Annotated in this window: 18 protein-coding genes; 12 read left to right on the forward strand and 6 right to left on the reverse strand. The window is 66.5% G+C overall.

Features of this window, described 5'->3' with window-relative positions; all coding sequences use genetic code 11:
- Positions 1-17: 17 nt before the first annotated feature.
- The 6 genes from AC3AOF_RS05210 to AC3AOF_RS05235 all read left to right on the forward strand — a co-directional run bounded on the left by AC3AOF_RS05210 (position 18) and on the right by AC3AOF_RS05235 (position 8,578).
- Positions 18-404: a DMT family transporter gene (locus tag AC3AOF_RS05210; protein WP_488347864.1), complete on the forward strand. Its 387-nt coding sequence runs from the start codon at positions 18-20 to the stop codon at positions 402-404.
- A 152-nt stretch (positions 405-556) separates the two neighbouring features.
- Positions 557-940 (forward strand): DMT family transporter, encoded by a 384-nt coding sequence (locus AC3AOF_RS05215; RefSeq protein WP_488347865.1) that lies wholly within the window; start codon positions 557-559, stop codon positions 938-940.
- Between the two features lie 61 nt (positions 941-1,001).
- Positions 1,002-1,448 (forward strand): nucleoside deaminase, encoded by a 447-nt coding sequence (locus tag AC3AOF_RS05220; protein WP_488347866.1) that lies wholly within the window; start codon positions 1,002-1,004, stop codon positions 1,446-1,448.
- Positions 1,445-2,266, forward strand: coding sequence for a maleate cis-trans isomerase family protein (locus AC3AOF_RS05225; RefSeq protein WP_488347867.1), 822 nt, complete (start codon positions 1,445-1,447; stop codon positions 2,264-2,266). Before AC3AOF_RS05220 ends, AC3AOF_RS05225 begins: the two co-directional genes overlap by 4 nt.
- A 950-nt stretch (positions 2,267-3,216) precedes the next feature.
- Positions 3,217-4,818 (forward strand): hypothetical protein, encoded by a 1,602-nt coding sequence (locus AC3AOF_RS05230; RefSeq protein ID WP_488347868.1) that lies wholly within the window; start codon positions 3,217-3,219, stop codon positions 4,816-4,818.
- 1 nt (position 4,819) lies between these two features.
- Entirely contained in the window at positions 4,820-8,578 is a 3,759-nt protein-coding gene (locus tag AC3AOF_RS05235) for a hypothetical protein (RefSeq protein ID WP_488347869.1), read from the forward strand.
- Positions 8,579-8,633: 55 nt separating this feature from the next.
- Here the strand turns inward: AC3AOF_RS05235 and AC3AOF_RS05240 are convergent, their stop codons facing one another.
- The 4 genes from AC3AOF_RS05240 to AC3AOF_RS05255 form a co-directional block, all read right to left on the reverse strand.
- Positions 8,634-8,915 carry a hypothetical protein gene (locus AC3AOF_RS05240; protein WP_488347870.1) on the reverse strand — a complete coding sequence of 94 codons (282 nt, stop codon included), beginning with the start codon at positions 8,913-8,915 and terminating at the stop codon, positions 8,634-8,636.
- On the reverse strand, positions 8,882-9,403 hold the full coding sequence (locus tag AC3AOF_RS05245; RefSeq protein WP_488349078.1) for a hypothetical protein: 522 nt from the start codon (positions 9,401-9,403) through the stop codon (positions 8,882-8,884). The genes AC3AOF_RS05240 and AC3AOF_RS05245 overlap by 34 nt, the downstream gene beginning before the upstream one ends.
- Before the next feature lie 384 nt (positions 9,404-9,787).
- A complete protein-coding gene (locus AC3AOF_RS05250; RefSeq protein ID WP_488347871.1) occupies positions 9,788-10,024 on the reverse strand; it encodes a hypothetical protein in 237 nt (78 codons plus the stop codon).
- Positions 10,021-11,454 carry an FAD-linked oxidase C-terminal domain-containing protein gene (locus AC3AOF_RS05255; protein WP_488347872.1) on the reverse strand — a complete coding sequence of 478 codons (1,434 nt, stop codon included), beginning with the start codon at positions 11,452-11,454 and terminating at the stop codon, positions 10,021-10,023. The genes AC3AOF_RS05250 and AC3AOF_RS05255 overlap by 4 nt, the downstream gene beginning before the upstream one ends.
- A gap of 270 nt (positions 11,455-11,724) precedes the next feature.
- Here AC3AOF_RS05255 and AC3AOF_RS05260 point away from each other — a divergent pair, with 270 nt between their 5' ends.
- A complete protein-coding gene (locus tag AC3AOF_RS05260; protein ID WP_048436119.1) occupies positions 11,725-12,081 on the forward strand; it encodes a c-type cytochrome in 357 nt (118 codons plus the stop codon).
- Between the two features lie 41 nt (positions 12,082-12,122).
- Here the strand turns inward: AC3AOF_RS05260 and AC3AOF_RS05265 are convergent, their stop codons facing one another.
- Entirely contained in the window at positions 12,123-12,563 is a 441-nt protein-coding gene (locus tag AC3AOF_RS05265; protein WP_488347873.1) for a PaaI family thioesterase, read from the reverse strand.
- 90 nt (positions 12,564-12,653) lie between these two features.
- Here AC3AOF_RS05265 and AC3AOF_RS05270 point away from each other — a divergent pair, with 90 nt between their 5' ends.
- Positions 12,654-13,085 (forward strand): PaaI family thioesterase, encoded by a 432-nt coding sequence (locus AC3AOF_RS05270; RefSeq protein WP_236991775.1) that lies wholly within the window; start codon positions 12,654-12,656, stop codon positions 13,083-13,085.
- On the opposite strand, the gene AC3AOF_RS05275 is transcribed toward AC3AOF_RS05270, so the two are convergent.
- Positions 13,073-13,564 (reverse strand): pilus assembly protein TadG-related protein, encoded by a 492-nt coding sequence (locus AC3AOF_RS05275; protein WP_236991774.1) that lies wholly within the window; start codon positions 13,562-13,564, stop codon positions 13,073-13,075. The genes AC3AOF_RS05270 and AC3AOF_RS05275 overlap by 13 nt on opposite strands.
- A 368-nt stretch (positions 13,565-13,932) precedes the next feature.
- Between AC3AOF_RS05275 and AC3AOF_RS05280 the strand changes: the two genes are divergently transcribed.
- Genes AC3AOF_RS05280 through AC3AOF_RS05295 form a run of 4 tightly spaced genes read left to right on the forward strand, consistent with a single transcriptional unit; the run spans position 13,933 to position 16,781 of the window.
- Entirely contained in the window at positions 13,933-14,532 is a 600-nt protein-coding gene (locus AC3AOF_RS05280) for a DUF1285 domain-containing protein (RefSeq protein ID WP_488347874.1), read from the forward strand.
- Positions 14,529-15,203: a CoA pyrophosphatase gene (locus tag AC3AOF_RS05285; protein ID WP_488347875.1), complete on the forward strand. Its 675-nt coding sequence runs from the start codon at positions 14,529-14,531 to the stop codon at positions 15,201-15,203. Before AC3AOF_RS05280 ends, AC3AOF_RS05285 begins: the two co-directional genes overlap by 4 nt.
- A 19-nt stretch (positions 15,204-15,222) precedes the next feature.
- Positions 15,223-15,480, forward strand: coding sequence for a DUF6111 family protein (locus tag AC3AOF_RS05290; protein ID WP_236991771.1), 258 nt, complete (start codon positions 15,223-15,225; stop codon positions 15,478-15,480).
- Entirely contained in the window at positions 15,477-16,781 is a 1,305-nt protein-coding gene (locus AC3AOF_RS05295; protein ID WP_488347876.1) for a CCA tRNA nucleotidyltransferase, read from the forward strand. Before AC3AOF_RS05290 ends, AC3AOF_RS05295 begins: the two co-directional genes overlap by 4 nt.
- Positions 16,782-16,799: the final 18 nt, after the last annotated feature.

Genomic DNA, 16,799 nt, shown 5'->3' on the forward strand with positions numbered 1-16,799 from the left:
AAAGACTAACATCCATCATGGCATACATAAAGCATGGATATATCAATGTTGCCGCACCCGCAGCGACAAGCAGGAGAGACATCATGAGCTGGTTATACCTCGCCATCGCCGTCATCTTCGAGATCGCCGTCGGTATCGCCGCCGGCAAGGCCAAAGGCTTCACCGATCTGCGCTGGACCATCGCGACATTGGTGAGCGGCGCGATCGCCACCTTCTTCCTCAGCCTCGCGCTGCTGACGTTCGACGTCGGAGTGGGATATGCGATCTGGACCTCGGTTGCAGGCGTCGGGATCACCATACTGGGCGCGATCTTCTTCGGGCAAAAGCTCGGCATGATGAAGATCGTCGGCATCGCTCTCGTCATCGGGGGCGTGGTCGGCCTGCGGCTCAGCGGCGCCGCGTGACCCACCCCGGCTGGCCTCTCGAAGGCCGGCACCGGAGTATCGCGCGGTCGCGCCGCAGTCGAACGATGCTCCTGATCTCTGTTTCTGCAACTTGTTGCATGACGAGCCGTGATCGGCTTCCTCGACACACGCTCGTACATTGGAGGATTCAGATGTCGACAACCACCGAGAACCCGAGCCCCGGCCGGAGCTGGGCGATGCTCCTGCTCGCCGGCGCCTTCGAAGTCGGGTACGCCTTGAGCGTCGGCGGCAGCAAAGCCTTCACCGTCCTGCCGTGGTCGATATCGGCTTTCGTCTTCTTCCTGCTGACGCTGTACTGCCTGAGCGTCGCCCTGCGGACGATCGATGTCGGGATCGGCTATGCGGTGTGGGCGGGGATCGGCTCCGTCGGAGCTGCGATCCTGGGCGCCTTCATCTTGGATCAGCCGTTGACGCTGGTTCAGGCGTTCTGGCTTGGCGTCATCATCGTCGGCGTCGTCTGGCTGAAGCTCGCCGACAGCGCGAGCCTGAAAACAAAAAATTTCAAGATGTCATAGCATTTTAAATGATCGGATAAATTCCATGCAAAATCTCCCACCTTCACGGCTGACAGAGCGCATGAAGGAGACCGTCGCTTATTCGATCGAGCATGTCGACAAGGGCGGCATCCCATTCACGGCTTTCGTTCTCGATCGGCACGGAACCGTTCTCGGGCACGGCGTCAATCGTGTTCGACTGCACTGTGATCCGACAGCCCATGCCGAGGTCGAGGCCATCAGGGATGCCTGTCGTACCCACGGCATCCAGTGCACCTCGGGCGCCACGCTCCTGGCGTCCGGCGAGCCCTGCGCCATGTGCTATATGAGCTCTCTCTTCTCGGGTATCTCGAAGGTGTATTTCGCCGCGAGCCGGGACGAGGCCGCGTCGTACGGCTTCGACTATCGGTCGAGTTACGATCTCTACGCGGCAGACCCGACAACCTGGGGAAACCTTCGCCCCGAGGCGCTTCGCGTCGATGACGGTCTGGTCCCGTTTCAGAAGTTTGCGCAACGGAGCGTCCGATGAGCCGTCACGACGCCCTCACCGCTCGCGCCTCGCTCGAGCCTCGCCGGTGGCGCAGGGACGGTTGGGATGCCGGCCTGCGCTTCGGCGCCATCGTGCCCCATGCGGATATCGGTCCGGAATGCGAACTCGGAGCGATGGCGTGGCCGAATGTGTCGGTGCATGCCGGCAGGCTGTACTTCTCCGCGATGCGCGCGGGCGGCGAGATGGACGAGACGATCCCCCATGCGCCGGTCGCATCCTTCGCCGATGCTCCTTATCTGGACGATGCGGTCGAGCACCTCGCGGCCTCGCCTCTCGACGTGATCGGGCTTGCCTTCACCAGCTCGGCGTACAAGCATGGCAGCAGCGGCGAGCAGCAACTCGTCGAGCGGCTGGCACCACGTGCCCGAGGCATCCCGTTGACGACGACCTGCCTCGCGGCGGCAGCGGCCTTCGACGCGCTCGGCTCCAGACGAATCGCGCTTGTCAATCCGCCCTGGTTCGATGCCGATCTGGATCAGGCCGGGGCCCGCTATTTCGAGGAGCAGAGCTTCAACATCGTCCACCATGGCCCCTGCGGCCTGCCGAGCGGGCAGCGCCACATCACGCCGGACGGCCTGTTCAGCTGGATCCGCAAGATCGTCTCCGATCATCGTGTCGATACCGTCTTCATCGCAGGGAACGGTCAGCGAGCGGTAGGTATCATAGACGAGGTAGAGTCGACACTCGGCATCAGAATGGTCACCGCCAACCAGCTTATCTTCTGGCATGGCCTCAAGCTGACAGGCAAAAGCGTTGAAACCAGGAGCTATGGCAGATTGTTTCAAACACGATTTTGATAAATTGTACTAAATTACGCTGTGAGATGGTGGAATATAAATTTTATTTTGAATGATGCTTGAAGTATCATAGTTATAAAATATATTTAACCAGTGCGATATGCACAAAATCCGTCTGGAGCAGCGCTCGGTTGCAACGCGGTCGGGCGCTGCTCTCGCATGAGGAAGGCTTGGCGGGGACAGACCGAGAGCCCCAGGAACCGGTGCACGGTCCATGGCTGGCTCCAAAGACGGCCCGCAGGGGACGCCCGTCGACCCGCCCCCCCTGCTTGCAGGCAGGTGAGCAGTTGCCGGGCCCGCTCCCGAGCTGCAGTATGGCGCTTCTGCACGCCGACGCCGCACGCGAATATCGACAGGATCCGGCTCGTCGCCCGCTCGATCGTTGTCGCCGGTGGTGAAACCGGCCCTTCCGCGTGTGTGGTGCAGGCGTCGCGGTTATGACGCCCGTACCCGGGCCGCAGCAGGCCGAGCCGTCCTTCGCCCGCTTCAGCGTCGGCACGCGGCAGCCGGGTTAGGCACCTTGCTCTCGAAGGTCAGCGTCGGCCGCCCCTGTTTTCGCACATCGCATCAATCCGACAGGGCCGGCTGCATGAAGTCTGCGGCGAAGGTTGGTGCGCCGTGAGATCGGCTCGGCCCATGCCGGAAAAACACATGTCTTTCGTACAGTCGAGCCTCGAGCGCCGCATCAGGCTGGGAGCCGACGTTCGACGATCGCGCGCACGTTGTCTGAAACGTCACGCAAGTCGACATAGGCGGGATGCCCGAAAGCAAATCCTCAAAACCGACGGAAGCTAAAATCTCGACCTGCATAGACACATCTTGAAATCAAAAAATATGCAGACGATCCTGTTTTGTCAATTGATTTTGTGCCGGAACGATATCTAAAATTTGCTACTTCGCGTCGTCCGGCGCGCCGCAGACGAGGGAGCTTGCGGTGAAAAAACACCGACGTGTTCGATCAGTACGACATGGTCGTCTCGCTGACGCAAAAGACGATCAACGATCAACTCCTCAGCTTGACCAAATCTGGTATCGTTCATCAAAATTTAATTATATATCAATCTTGGGATAGTAACGGCAATTCAATTAGCAGGGTTGCCGAAAGCCTTGATGAAATTCCGAGGACGGATGGAAAAATATCGGCATCCTATATTGATGGAGAACTTATACCGTCGATTGAGATTACAAGCAGTGGATCGACCGTTCAGTTCAATCTCCGATTTCGTGGCGGGACGGCTCACTTCTGGAGTGGGTTCGGACCAGCCGCGACACTGAAATCCTATCCCATGGCGGGCTGGATCTGCCCGATCGACGTCAACCTCGACCTTGCCGCGCTCAAAAAGATCGACGGGGCCAACGTGCCTCGGATCGTTCAAGACCAGCTCGCGCATTTCGATCCGAGCATGTTCAGCGTCAATCACCTTTTCATGGATTTCGACTCCGCCAACCTCTACGCGGATGCCGCGGCGTGTTCCGTGAACGGACAGCCTGATGAGATAAAGCAGCAGTTCAGCGAATTCATGGGAGATTACCTATCGATCTTCACGGCCAAAGGAACCGCTGCGGGAAAAGCTGCGAACCCGTTCATCTTGGGCTACGTCCCGACGGCGACGTCGAGCGCGTCCATCGCCGATTCCAAGGTTCCGCCCCTGCTCCGCCCGATCGGTACGACGTTCACGGTCTATCACGACCCGAACCATGCCGACCTGAGCAACATCAACTTCGTTCTCGCGACGCGGGGCGGCGTCGACGGCATCCAGGCATCGCCGGGCATCTTCGACAGCAACTGGATCGGTCCCAGCGACCAATGCGACGGCAAGATGATCTACTCACATAAGGTGCTTGTCGAACCGCTCCTGCTGAAACCGCTCTACGACACGATCAAAGATGATGTTTACAACGCGGTCTCCGGCAAACTTTCCGTTTCACAGAATAACAGCTATGATCAGGGGAGAAGCCTGTCGGACGGAATCTTCACGTTCCGAATCTCGAACATCGACACGGGCGACGACCAGTATGTCAACACGTTCCAAGCCGACCTCCCGGCGCGTGGTGCAGCACCGACGATCGCGATCACGAACGGCTCCATCTACATCTACAAACACGTCTCGAAATCCGAGTGGCCCGAAGACGCAACGGCGTGGGCCAACGCCACGACGAAATGGCATGGCAGCATCTCGATCACGGCCAGCAAGGACAAAAGCGGAAATCCGACACTGCTGCCACAGATGTCCTACACCCTCGACAGCCAACATACCGATCATGGAGAAAATGGTGAAGCAAAATTCCTGGAAATCATAGGCAATATATTGGGAGGATTTCTCGACTCGCTCGTGCCGCTTGATAATAATTTTTTCTCGAATCTTTTCAAATCCCTGCTTTCGATCGATGTGCCCGATCTTGGATCGCCCGCTCAGGCGATGAGCAATATCGGGAAATCGATCGACGGGGCGCTGATCCTGCCGGGCGGACAGACGTTCTTCTTCAAGGATCCCGCGATCGATCAGGACGCCAACCTGTCCCTGCTGCTCACCTACAAGACGGAGAACTGACATGCCGGTGTCCGACATCGATCGGGTCAGTGTCGCCGGGGCGGGATCGTTCGCCGGTACGAATCTGGAACTGACCGTCTCCTGCGAATTGATGCACAACCAGTTGCCGGGCTCCCCCATCTCGCCCACGGCGACGAAGCTCGCCGTGGTGCAGGACGGGAGCGGCAATCCGGTCGTCTTCAGCATCGGCACGGACGGCCGCCTCCGCCTGATCAAGGCGAGGGCGGGCCTCTCCAACGGCTTCGCGGAGATCGACCTCAGCGCGCAGTTCGCCGGCTACGGGGTCGCGACGGCCTTCGACGTCGTCGAGGACCTCGAAGGGCGCATCAGCATCGCGGTGGCGATCGCCCGCGCCGACACGTCGGCGACCGACGTCTTCCTGGCGACCAAGCTGCCGAACGATTTCGGCGACGCGACCTGGTCTGCCTTCGTCGCGCTGATGGGGCCGCCGCTCGGCGGCATCGACCCGCGCTTCGCGGCCGAGGACGTCCTGCTCGGGACGTCCGACGGCGACATGGACCCGCTCCTCACCGTGGTGGGTCCGCTGAACGGCAAGCGCATCTACTACCAGGCGACCTCGAAGGCGACGGGGGCGACAGCTTTCGGCTTCCCCGAGACGGTGACGAAGCCGGCCGCGATGGCCAACGCCTTCAAGGAGGGCGGCCAGGGCGTCTGGTTCCTGTACGACGAGGGCGACGGTTGCACGCTCGAATGCACCACGCTTGCGACCTCGTCCGGGCCGAGCCTCACCTTCGATCTCAGCCCGGGGGGCGGCTCGTCGATCCCGGCCATGATGTATCGCTGCATCGCCACGGCGACCGGAACCGACACGGACCCCTTCTCGATCTCCTCGGACGTCTACGTGGGAGCCGACACGGGCATCTACGTCTTCCGGAGCGGCGTGTCGGAGAAGATGCAGCGCATCTCGGACGGCATCACCGATTGCCGGCAGATCATCGTGCGTCAGGACAGCCGGGGAATCGCCGTCTGGGCCCTGAGCGCCGGCGCCGACCGTCTCCACTACATCCTCGGCGCGAAGGACCCGAATGATCCGGATGCGGACTACACGTGGAACACGCCCATCGTCTTCAGCGAGTCCGCGGTCCGGCTCGCACCGCTGCGCCTCCGGACCCGCAACGCCAACGAGATCTTCCTCGTCGATACCGCGCTGAACGTCTCCCACCACTGGCAGGACCCGAAATCGACGCTGTGGCAGAGGCGCGTCATCACGGCGCCGGCCGGCGACTACCTGTTCGACGTCGCGACGTTCACTTCGCGGCTCCACCTGGACGACGCGGCGGGGAACCCGGTCCGCGATGTCGAGATGGACATCACGGCCTCGGAATGGACCTACGTCACGATCAACGGCATGGTCTACAGCCTCGACTCCGAGACGCCCTGCCGGATCAAGACGGACGCGCTCGGCAGCCTGACGATCGTCGCGACCGCCGGCGACATCGCGACGCCGATCATCCACATCGCGTCGGCGGCCCTCGACAAGGTCGTGAACCTGTATCCCAACGGGAAGGTGCAGAAGGGCCTGAGGGCGATCGAGACCGGCGACGACCTCAAGAATGCGAAGGCGCCGGACGGCACGGCGATCGTCCCGCCGATCTCCTCCGACAAGCTCGCGGCCGTGGCCGCCAACATCAATCGGCTGGCGGGCATCGGCACCAAGGACATGTCGGCGCCCCTGTCGGGCACGACGTTCGTCGCGATCGCGGACGTCAAGCACGACGGCTCGGTCGACGCGACGCCGCTCGCGGACGGCTTCTCCGTCGGGATGCACCGCGCCGGCGGAGTCTGGCACCCCACGCCCCATCCGGCCATGGAGATGGCGAGCCTCGGCGGCGTCCTCACCGAGTTCGAGGCCCTCGCCGGCGACGCCCTGCACTACCTCGAAACCGCCGTCGACGAGGCGATCGGCGCGATCGAGGGGGCCTCGACGGAACTCGAAGGCGGCATCAGCTTCGTCATCCAGAAGGTGAAGGACGGCGTCGAGGACGCCCTGCAATTCGTCGTTCGGCTGCCCGGCAAGGTTCTGACGGTGGCGCTGACGACGCTGAGCTCGGTCTACAAAGCGTTGAGCTGGGTGCTCAAGCTCATCAAGGTCGCCCTGATCGACGTGATGAAGTGGCTGGGCCACCTCTTCGGATGGGACGACATCTGGACCGTCCACAAGGTGATCACCAGGATGGTCGATAACGGCATCGAGGCCGCCGTGGCCTTCGTCGACAAGGAGATCGACTGGCTGATCGGGAAGGTGGACGCCGCCTTCGACGGCCTGGAGGAGCGCATCGAGAAGGCCGTCCTGCCGTCCGGCAGTCCCGGTGCCATCGGCGCGGCGGTGACGAAGACGCCGCAGGGCCTGGCGTCGCGATCCGCGCCGAGCGGATTCGCGCAGTATCAGATCCACCACGGCGGCATGCTCAACAGCACGGCCGCCGATCCGGTGACCTCGATCCTCGATCTGGCACGCGACTTCGTCGAGGACGTCATGATCCCGACGATGAAGTCCCTCGGCGGCGACCTCCTCAAGGACATCGACGACATCCGCGCGCTCGCCGAGAAGCCGGATCTCGGCGGCCTGCTCCGGTTCGTGGTCGACACGATCAAGACCATCATCGATCCTTTGAAGACACTGATGAAAGGCGCACTGAAGTTCGCCAAGGACGTTCTGAACTTCATCAAGAGCGCCCTGGTCGATCCGGTCGACATCCCCTTCCTGTTAGGGTTCTACCGGTTCGTGACGACCTTGTGCGGCAACGGCGAGACGCTGACCGCGGTGAACGGGATGGCCCTGCTCCTGGCCGTCCCGATCGTCGAGTCCGCCCGGCTGACGGGCGTGTCGCTCGACCTCGTGCATCAGGCGGACCGGTTCACATCGCCCGACGTGTTCACCCATTTCCTGTCCAAGGCGGGAGGCGGGGGGCAGAGCCCCGCGCCGCTCGCGCGGATCACCGGGGAGACGACTGAGCAGATCGGAGGATCGCAGGACGGCGCCGCCCTCGCCCGGGAGCCCCGCGCCGTGGAGCGCTACGCCTTGGCGGCGCAAGGGCCGTCGGACGCGGCCGACGCGAGCGTCGCCGACGCTTTCGCGGAGTTCAGGAAACAGTATGTCATCTGGGGTACGACGGTCGCGGCGACCGCCGGCCTGTACAAGAACATCGCACAAGCCCTCAAGGTTCAGGCGCCGAAGACCGGCATCATGAGCTACCTGCGCAGCGACAGGCTGATGATCGCTCTCAACGTCATCCGCAACGTGTCCAGCGTGCCGCTCACCTTCGACACGACGTCGCCGATGACCGAAGCGTCGGGCGCGTTGAAGATCTTCGCCTATTCCGGATCGGTCTTCTACACGGTTGCGAGCGGACTCGTGTATGCGGGTAGCGGCTGGATCGATACGGTGCAGGTCAATCCTCAGGTCAAGACATCGGCAGCGCTCGGCGGCACGCTGCAGGCGATGACGGGTTTCTGCGCCGCCGCCGTGCTGTTCCCCGCCGATCTCTTGGCGTCCAAGTTACAGCATATGCCGTTGAATTTGCTCGCCGACGAACTCAGCAACGGCTACGCTGCGCTTGGCGGATTGTGCAAGCCGATGGCTCTCGCGGACGAGGAGCCGATCACCGACCGCGGCATTCTTTTCTCCGGGAGCGCGCTCTACGCCGCGGCAGCCCTCGGATCGACCATAGGGGCCATCAATCCATTCATAGCCGACATCGAAGAGGTGGAGACTTTGGTCCACTACATCTCGGTCTGATCCGGCGGCCCGCCCGGGTCGCCACTGTCCGGGCGGACGTCGATGGGGGCGTGACCTAACGCAACGCCTCCAAGAGCGGCTTCAGCTTGTAGCACCGCTTGTGCTCGGCGATCAGGTCGCCGATCCGGACGGTCCACGCCGTCTGCCGGCCCTGCGCCGAGCAGCCCTGCTTCGCGCGGCCGAGCCAGGCGGCGGCCTGCTCGTAGGCGTGGGGTCCCCGGGTCAGGAGGGGCTTCGCCTTCGCCTCGGCGAAGCGGATCACCCAGGCCGGGTCGCGCTCCAGGGCCGCTTCGGCGAGATGCATCAGCACGGCCTCGTCGATCCGGCCGAGGCGCACCAGCACATCCCGGCGAGGGCGGCCTCGTCCCCGGCAGCGCGGGCGAGGTTGAGGTATTCGTCGATGCGCGCCGCGGCCGCGAGCACCCGCAGGCGCACGGCGATCGGCTCCGGATTCTCATCCTCGCTCTCCGGTAGGGCCGCTCCCGTCTTGCCGGCGAGCACCGCCCGCAGGGCCGGATCGTCCCAAGCCGTCCTCAAGGCCGCGGTGACGAGGAAGAAGCCATCCTCGGGCGCGTAGTCGTTGAGGTCGTCCTCCCAGCCCCCGATCGTCTCGCGCAGGGACTCGCGCTCATCGGCGCTGAGGTCGCTCATCAGCGCCGCCTCGGCCATCATCCGGTCGAGATCCGTGAACAGGCGGTACATGTCCTCGTCGGTCTCGACGTAGTAGCCGAGCCATTGCTCGATGAACGGCTCGGCCACCGCCACCAGGATCTTGAGCGCGTTGCGTCCGTCGCCGGCCTCCAGGAACGGTACCGCCTTGTCCACCAGCCCCTTCGGCGCGTCGGCCGGGCCGTGGGCCTCGTAATCGTCCCGGTAATCGCGCTTGATCTGCCGGCCGAGAAGCGTACGGGCCTGCGCGGCGATCGCGCCGGATCGACGGGGCCGCGGCCGGGCAGCGCAGCAAGCTCGGCCTCGATCCGGCCGGCGAGGTCGGGATCGGCCTCGGCCCGGCGCACCAGCAGGTCGGCCAGGGCCTCGCGCGGCAGGTCGTCGAGGAGCCGGCGCAGGGTCGACCGCTCGGCCACCGCCCCCGGGCTCGGCCGCGGCGAGCAGGGTCGCGACGACGTGCTTGCAGGCCCCGCCCCACTCGTAGGGGCAGGTGCAGCGGTCATCCGCCACGCCGCGATCCGTCAGCCGGACCCTGACCCGTTAGGGCGCGTTCTCGCTGCCCGCGACCGCGGCGACGAGCTGGTCGCCGCGGCGCACGAGGTCGGACACGGCGCCCGAGCGCGCCACCACGCGGCCGCGCTCGACCACCTCCGGGTCGGCGAGCGCCTTGATCGCCGCCTCGCCCGGCAGGGAAGACTCGGCCTTCGCCTTACGAGTAGCCGGCTTGCCGGGGGCCTTCTTGCAGGGGGCTTTCTTGCCGCCCCGTTTCCCGCTCACGCGGCGATCCGCCCCTCCAGCGGGAAGACCTTGGCCGGGTTCATCAGCCAGGCCGGATCGAACACCGCCCGCACCCGCATCTGCTGGTGCAGATCCTCCGGGTTGTACTGGACATTCATCAGGTCGCGCTTCTCGATGCCGACGCCGTGCTCGCCGGTGAGGCAGCCGCCGACCTCGACGCAGAGCTTCAGCATCTCCTCGCCGGCGGCCTCGGCCTTCTCCATCTCGCCGGGCGTGTTGATGTCGAACAGGATCAGGGGGTGCAGGTTGCCGTCGCCGGCATGGAAGACGTTGGCGCAACGAAGACCATAGGATTGGGTGATCTCGCCGATCCGCTCCAGCACGCGCGGCAATTGCCCGGTCGGGATGGTGCCGTCCATGCAGATGTAGTCAGAGATGCGCCCCGTCGCGCCGAAGGCCGACTTGCGGCCCTTCCAGATCGCGGCGCTCTCGGCCTCCGATTGCGACACCTTCAGGCTCGTCGGGTTGAAGGGCTTGGCGATCTCGACGATGCGGGCGAGCATCGCGTCGCATTCCTCCTTGCAGCCCTCGACCTCGATGATCAGCATCGCCTCGGCATCGAGCGGGTAGCCGGCGTGCGCGAAGGCCTCACAGATCGTGATCGCCTCGCGGTCCATGTATTCGATCGCCACCGGGATGATGCCGGCGCCGATGATCGCCGCCGTGCAGGCGCCCGCATCCTCGACCGTGCCGAAGCCCATCAGCGCCGGGCGCGCGCCCTCCGCCGCCCGCAGGATCCGCACGCTTGCCTCGGTGACGATGCCGAGCTGGCCCTCCGAGCCGCAGATCAGGCCGAGCAGGTCGTAGCCGGCGGCGTCGAGGTAGTCGCCGCCGATCTCCACCACGGTGCCGTCGACCAAGACGAGCGTCACGCCCATCAGGTTGTTGGTGGTGACGCCGTATTTGAGGCAATGCGCCCCGCCCGAATTCATCGCGATGTTGCCCGCGATGGTGCAGGCGAGCTGGCTCGACGGGTCGGGGGCGTAGAAGAAGCCCTCGTGGGCCACCGCCGCGCTGATGGCGAGGTTGGTGATGCCGGCCTGGACCCGGGCGGTGCGGTTCGAAAAATCGACGTCGAGCACCCGGTTCATCTTGGCCACGCCGAGGATCACCGCATCCTCCTGCGCGATGGCGCCGCCGGCGAGCGAGGTGCCGGCGCCGCGGGGCACCACCTTGACCCCGGCCTCGTGGCAGTAGCGCATCACCGCCGACACTTCGGCGGTGGTCGAAGGCAGCACCACGGCGAGCGGCATCTTGCGGTAGGCGGTGAGGCCGTCGGTCTCGAAGGCGCGGCGCTCGTCCTCGCTCGTCACCAGCGCCTCCGGCGCCACCAGGCCGCGCAGGCCCTCCACGATCGCGTCGCGGCGGGCGAGGATCGCGGGATCGGGCAACGGGAAGGCGATGGTCATGGCGTATCCTCGGAATCTTGCGGGGAGTCTCGCGGAATTTCATCCGACCGGTCGGGCGGTCGCTCGTGCGCCATCATAAGGCAGGCGAGGGACCGCGCCCATCCATCCGTTCGCCCCGCACCTTCGTCCGATTGCGTCGAGCCGCGGCACAGCTTCTTTTCGCCGCACGGGACCCGTCGCGAACCGTCGGCGTTTTTAACTGGTCCAAATTGCAGGCTGGGCCATATCCCGGGTGGCCGGTCGCGAACGACGTCCGTTGGAGGGAACCTCATGCGTCAGCTCATCCTCGGTGCCGCCCTGGCGGCCCTTCTCCCCTTCGCCGCCCAGGCCCAGGACGCCGCCGCCGGCGAGAAGGTCTTCACCCAGTGCAAGGCCTGCCATGCCTTCGGCAAGAACGGCGTCGGTCCGGACCTCAAGGGCCTCATCGGCCGCAAGGCCGGCACCCACGAGGGCTACAACTACTCGGCCGCGATGAAGAATTCCGGCCTGACCTGGGATTCGGCCACCTTCATGGAATACATCAAGGACCCGAAGGCCAAGGTCCCCGGCAACAAGATGATCTTCGCCGGCGTCAAGGACGACAAGAAGATCAAGGACCTGGAAGCCTACCTCGAGACCCAGAAGTAAGCGCCGAACCGGCCCCGGCGGCGCCCGCCGGGGCCGGGTCGTCAATCGCCGATGCCGTCCCGGCCCTGGACGGCCATCAGGGTGGCGGTCAGCATCGCGACGAGCCGCTCGCGGCCGTCATTCTCCGCAAACACCTCGGCCTGGGCCAGGGTCAGGGTCCGGCCGGCCTTCACCACTCGCCCCCGCGCCACGATGCGGTTGCCTGCGGCCGGGGCCAGCAGGTTGATCTTGAACTCCGCCGTCAGCACCCCGGCGCCGGGCGGCATCACGGTGAGGGCGGCGTAGCCCGCGGCGCTGTCGGCGATGGCGCTCACCGCCCCGGCATGGACGAAGCCGTGCTGCTGCGACACCGCCGGGCCGGGAACGAGCGCGATCTCGACTTCACCGGGCGACACCGCCCCGAGGCTGGCGCCGAGGGTCCGCATCAGGCCCTGCCGGTCGAAGCTGGCGCGCACGCGCGCGTCGGGTATCTGGTCGGTCAAAGGACCCCTCCCTGTGGATTTTCTTGGTAAGGCACGTTGAGGCACGGCCGCGGCCGCGCTGTCCAGCGCCCTCAACACCCGAGTCCGCCCATGACCACCCCCGATTCCGACCCGGCCGGCTGGCGCCCCTTCGACGATCCGGGCTTCCTCTCCCTGGTCGGCCCGGTTCTGCTGCGCGAGGAGGGCGAGACGATCAGCTTCGCGTTCCGGGCCGAGCCCAAGCACGCCAACCTGATCGGCGTGGTCCAGGGCGGCATGATGATGACCTTCGCCGACCGGGCGCTGGGCTTTGCCGCCATGCGGGCCGCCGGCGGGGCGAACTGCGTCACGGTGCAGTTCGAGATGCAGTTCGTCTCGGCGGGCCGGATCGGCGAGACGATCACGATGACGCCCGAGGTGGTGCAGCGCACCCAGAGCCTGGTCTTCCTGCGCGGCGACGCGCGCAGCGCGGGGCGCATCGTCGCCACCGCCACCGGGGTGTGGAAGATCCTGCGCCGCCGGCCGGAGACTCAACCGACGTGAGACTCGCCCGGCCTGCCGCGGCCGGCCTCCCAGGCGGTGACGAACTTGGTCATGATGGCGCGCTTGCGCTGCGACAGGGTCACCCTCACGCCCGTGGGCGGCTGGTCCCGGTCGTTGGCCAGGGCCACCGTGAAGGAATCGTCCGGGTTCGCCGCGGGCTTGCGGGTGACCGGCTCGGTCGCGACCGTGATCGGGTCTCCACCGAGCTTGTCCGCCGCCAGGCTGCGCACCTGGCCTTCCGCCACGGCCTGCGCCCGGCCCCGGTCGTAGCCGGCGACCTGCATGTCGGAGACGACGGCGAGCGCCGTCGCATCGGCGATGGCCTGGAGCTGCTGCTTGCGGACCAGCCACGTCGCATAATCGACGCCGAATCCGACGCTGCCCATCACGATGGGAAACAGGATCGCGAAGACGAAGGCGACGCCTCCTCCCTGCTGACGAGCGAAGGAGACGACTTTAGCCATGACGTCCCAATTCATCAGCATCTTTTTCCGTTACCTCGTTACGCTATGAAACTTTTCGTAAAGACACAATTAATATGACTGAATAAATTTCGAATTTGAATCGTCGGGCGATTCAACCGCAAGTTATTGACGATTTGAGGGGGTTTTATTTTTATCGATCCGTTTCGGTCGATCGCGACCGCTTCAGGATCTGGGATAGGGGTTGCCTGGATCGCCAGTGGCGATCTCTTCCGCTACGGCTGCACCCCCGGGAGCCCCTGTCCCGCTCGCCCGACGCGCCCGCGCCGGACGGCAGGGCGAGTGGAGGCCCCCGAACGGGACCGATGGCGACTTCCCCGTGGCGACGCCTGCACAAGCCGCCCCGATCCGCTATGTAGAGGCGGATGACGCACGATCCGAACGGCGCCCCGCCCGGCGGGGTCCTCGAACGACTGACCGCGGCGCTGGGCGCCGAGGGGAGCCGGCGCGGCCCGCCGCCGGTGGATCGCTGGCATCCCGATTATTGCGGCGAGATCCCGATGCGGATCGCCGGAGACGGGACCTGGCACTACAACGGCAGCCCGATCACCCGGCCGGCCCTGGTCAAGCTGTTCTCGACGATCCTGCGGCGCGACCCCGACGGGCGCACGGTGCTGGTGACGCCGGTGGAGCGGGTCGGGATCGAGGTCGAGGACGCGGCCTTCCTGGCGGTCGAGATGGCGGTGGAGGGCGAGGGCGAGACCCGCGCCATCGCCTTCCGCACCAACCTCGACGATGTCGTGCCCCTCGACGAATCCCACCCCTTGCGGGTCGAGCGCGACCCGGAGGGCGGGTTCAAGCCCTACATCGCCGTGCGGCACGGCCTCTGGGCCCGCCTCACCCGGGCGCTCGCTTACGACCTCGTGGACCTCTGCGAGGAGCGCGAGGAGGCGGGCGAAAGCTGGTTCGGGCTCGCCGCCGGGGGGCGCTTCCACCGCATCGCCCAATCGACCGAGCTGTCGTGACCGATCTCACCGCGCCGCAAATCCTGGGTTCTTCTGCCCTCGATCTCTTCCTGGAGCGCGCCCGCGACCGGCTGCGGCCCGAGCCACCGGGTCCGCACGACGACACCTCGACCCCCCGGGGCGACCACGACCTCGAGCCCGACGTGCTGGAGGCCGCGCTGTCGCGCCCGGCCCGGCTCGCCGCGGTGCTGGTGCCGGTGATCCCGCGCGACGACGGCGTCGCGGTGCTGTTCACCCTGCGCTCGGCGCACTTGCGCGACCATTCGGGCCAGATCGCCTTCCCGGGCGGCAAGATCGATCCCGGCGACCCTTCAGCCCTCGCGGCGGCCCTGCGGGAGGCGCAAGAAGAGATCGGCCTCGATCCTGCGGCGGTGACGCCGCTCGGCTACCTCGATCCCTACCTGTCGGGCACCGGCTTCCTGGTGACCCCGGTGGTCGGCCTGGTGGCGCCGGACGCCCGGTTGAGCCTCAATCCGCAGGAGGTGGCCGAAGCGTTCGAGGTGCCGCTCGACTTCCTGATGAACGTCGCCAACCACGCCCTGCACAGCCGGGAATGGCGCGGGCGCCAGCGGCGCTACTACGCGATCCCCTTCGGCGAGCGCTACATCTGGGGGGTGACCGCCGGCATCGTGCGCAACCTTTACGAACGGCTCCGCGACGCGGACGCGTGAAGACATCGAGTCGGAATTCATGGCCCGCGCGCTGATCGACGACATCCTGCTGTTCCTGCTCCCCTTCGCGGCCTTCGGGGTGTGGCTGGTCTTGCGCCAGCGCAGCCCGCTGCGCTGGATCCACTGGAGCGACCAGGCCGCGCGGCTCGCCATCGCGGGGGCCGCCCTGGTCATCCTCTCCTTCGTGGCGGTTGCGCTGACCTCCGAGCGGCACCGGGACGGCTTCGTGCCGACCCATCTCGAGAACGGCCGGGTGGTGCCGGGGCAGTTCCGGTGAACCCCTCCTTCGAGCATCCCGGCCTCGACGAGCACTCTTTACGGGCGGTGCTGGCGCGGCCGCGCCTGACCACGGTGCTCGCCGCCCTCGACGCTCCGGGCGAGGAGACCCGCCTCGTCGGCGGCGCGGTGCGCGACGCGCTGCTCGGCCGCCCGGTCGCCGATATCGACCTCGCCACCACGCTCCTGCCCGAGGCGGTGGTGGCGCGGGCGAACGCGGCGGGCCTCAAGCCCGTGCCGACCGGCATCGCCCACGGCACCGTGACGGTGGTGGCGGAGGGCGAACCGTTCGAGGTCACGACCCTGCGCGAGGACATCGAGACCGACGGGCGCCACGCCGTGGTGCGCTTCGGCCGCGACTTCGGCCACGATGCCGCCCGGCGCGACTTCACCGTCAACGCCCTCTCGGTCACGCCCGACGCCTACGTGCACGACACGGTCGGAGGCCTCGCGGATCTGGCGGCGGCCCGGGTGCGCTTCATCGGCGAGGCGCGCCAGCGCATCCGCGAGGATTACCTGCGGGTCTTGCGCTTCTTTCGCTTCCACGCCCGCTACGGCGCCGGCGACCCCGATCCGGAGGGGCTCGCCGCGTCGATCGAGGCGCGGGACGGGCTGGCGCTGCTCTCCCGCGAGCGGGTGCGGGGGGAACTCCTGAAGCTCCTCGTCGCTCCGGGCGCGCCCGCCGTCACCGCCATCCTGTCGCAGACGGGACTGCTGCAGCGCCTGATCGGCGGCGTCGGCGATCTCGGCCGGCTTGCCCGCCTCGCCGCCGCGGAGGCCGAGCCGGATGCCGTGCGCCGCCTCGCCGCCCTGGCGGTACGCTCGCAGGCCGATGCCGAGCGCCTGCGGGAGGATTTGCGCCTGTCGAAGGCCGAGCACGGGCGGCTCTCCGCTTACGCCGGGGCCGAGGCCGCCCTGCACGGCAAGCGCGATCCCCTGACGGTCGCGGATGTGCGGCGCCTCGTGGCCGTGCACGGGGCGGGGGCGGCGACGGATGCCGCCCTGGTGCTGAGGGGAGAGCCGCGGCCCGAACTGACCCCGGAGGCCGCCGATGCGCTCGCGCGCTTCGGAGCCGGGGCCGAGCCGGCGCCGGTCCTGCCGATCACAGGCGCCGCGCTCGTGGCGGCGGGCGCCCCGCCCGGCCGCGGCCTCGGCCGGGGCCTGGCGGCGGCCCGCAGGGCCTGGCTGGCGGAAGGCTGCCCGACCGACCCGGCCGCCAAGGCACGGCTGCGCGCCCTGGCGCTCGAGGCGGCCGGCGGAACCGGCGAAGAGGCGGGTCGTTCGCCCCAGGTCAAGAGGTAGCATCGCCGGACCTGCCCG

The sequence above is a fragment of the Methylobacterium sp. 142-1Y genome (assembly GCF_057747795.1).

What these genes read in the sequence shown, in the direction of transcription:
- AC3AOF_RS05210 (WP_488347864.1), top strand. Translation starts at nt 18, where the DNA reads ATGGCATACATAAAGCATGGATATATCAATGTTGCCGCACCCGCAGCG.
- AC3AOF_RS05215 (WP_488347865.1), top strand. Translation starts at nt 557, where the DNA reads ATGTCGACAACCACCGAGAACCCGAGCCCCGGCCGGAGCTGGGCGATG.
- AC3AOF_RS05220 (WP_488347866.1), top strand. Translation starts at nt 1,002, where the DNA reads ATGAAGGAGACCGTCGCTTATTCGATCGAGCATGTCGACAAGGGCGGC.
- AC3AOF_RS05225 (WP_488347867.1), top strand. Translation starts at nt 1,445, where the DNA reads ATGAGCCGTCACGACGCCCTCACCGCTCGCGCCTCGCTCGAGCCTCGC.
- AC3AOF_RS05235 (WP_488347869.1), top strand. Translation starts at nt 4,820, where the DNA reads ATGCCGGTGTCCGACATCGATCGGGTCAGTGTCGCCGGGGCGGGATCG.
- AC3AOF_RS05255 (WP_488347872.1), bottom strand. Translation starts at nt 11,454, where the DNA reads ATGACCATCGCCTTCCCGTTGCCCGATCCCGCGATCCTCGCCCGCCGC.
- AC3AOF_RS05260 (WP_048436119.1), top strand. Translation starts at nt 11,725, where the DNA reads ATGCGTCAGCTCATCCTCGGTGCCGCCCTGGCGGCCCTTCTCCCCTTC.
- AC3AOF_RS05270 (WP_236991775.1), top strand. Translation starts at nt 12,654, where the DNA reads ATGACCACCCCCGATTCCGACCCGGCCGGCTGGCGCCCCTTCGACGAT.
- AC3AOF_RS05275 (WP_236991774.1), bottom strand. Translation starts at nt 13,564, where the DNA reads ATGAATTGGGACGTCATGGCTAAAGTCGTCTCCTTCGCTCGTCAGCAG.
- AC3AOF_RS05280 (WP_488347874.1), top strand. Translation starts at nt 13,933, where the DNA reads ATGACGCACGATCCGAACGGCGCCCCGCCCGGCGGGGTCCTCGAACGA.
- AC3AOF_RS05290 (WP_236991771.1), top strand. Translation starts at nt 15,223, where the DNA reads ATGGCCCGCGCGCTGATCGACGACATCCTGCTGTTCCTGCTCCCCTTC.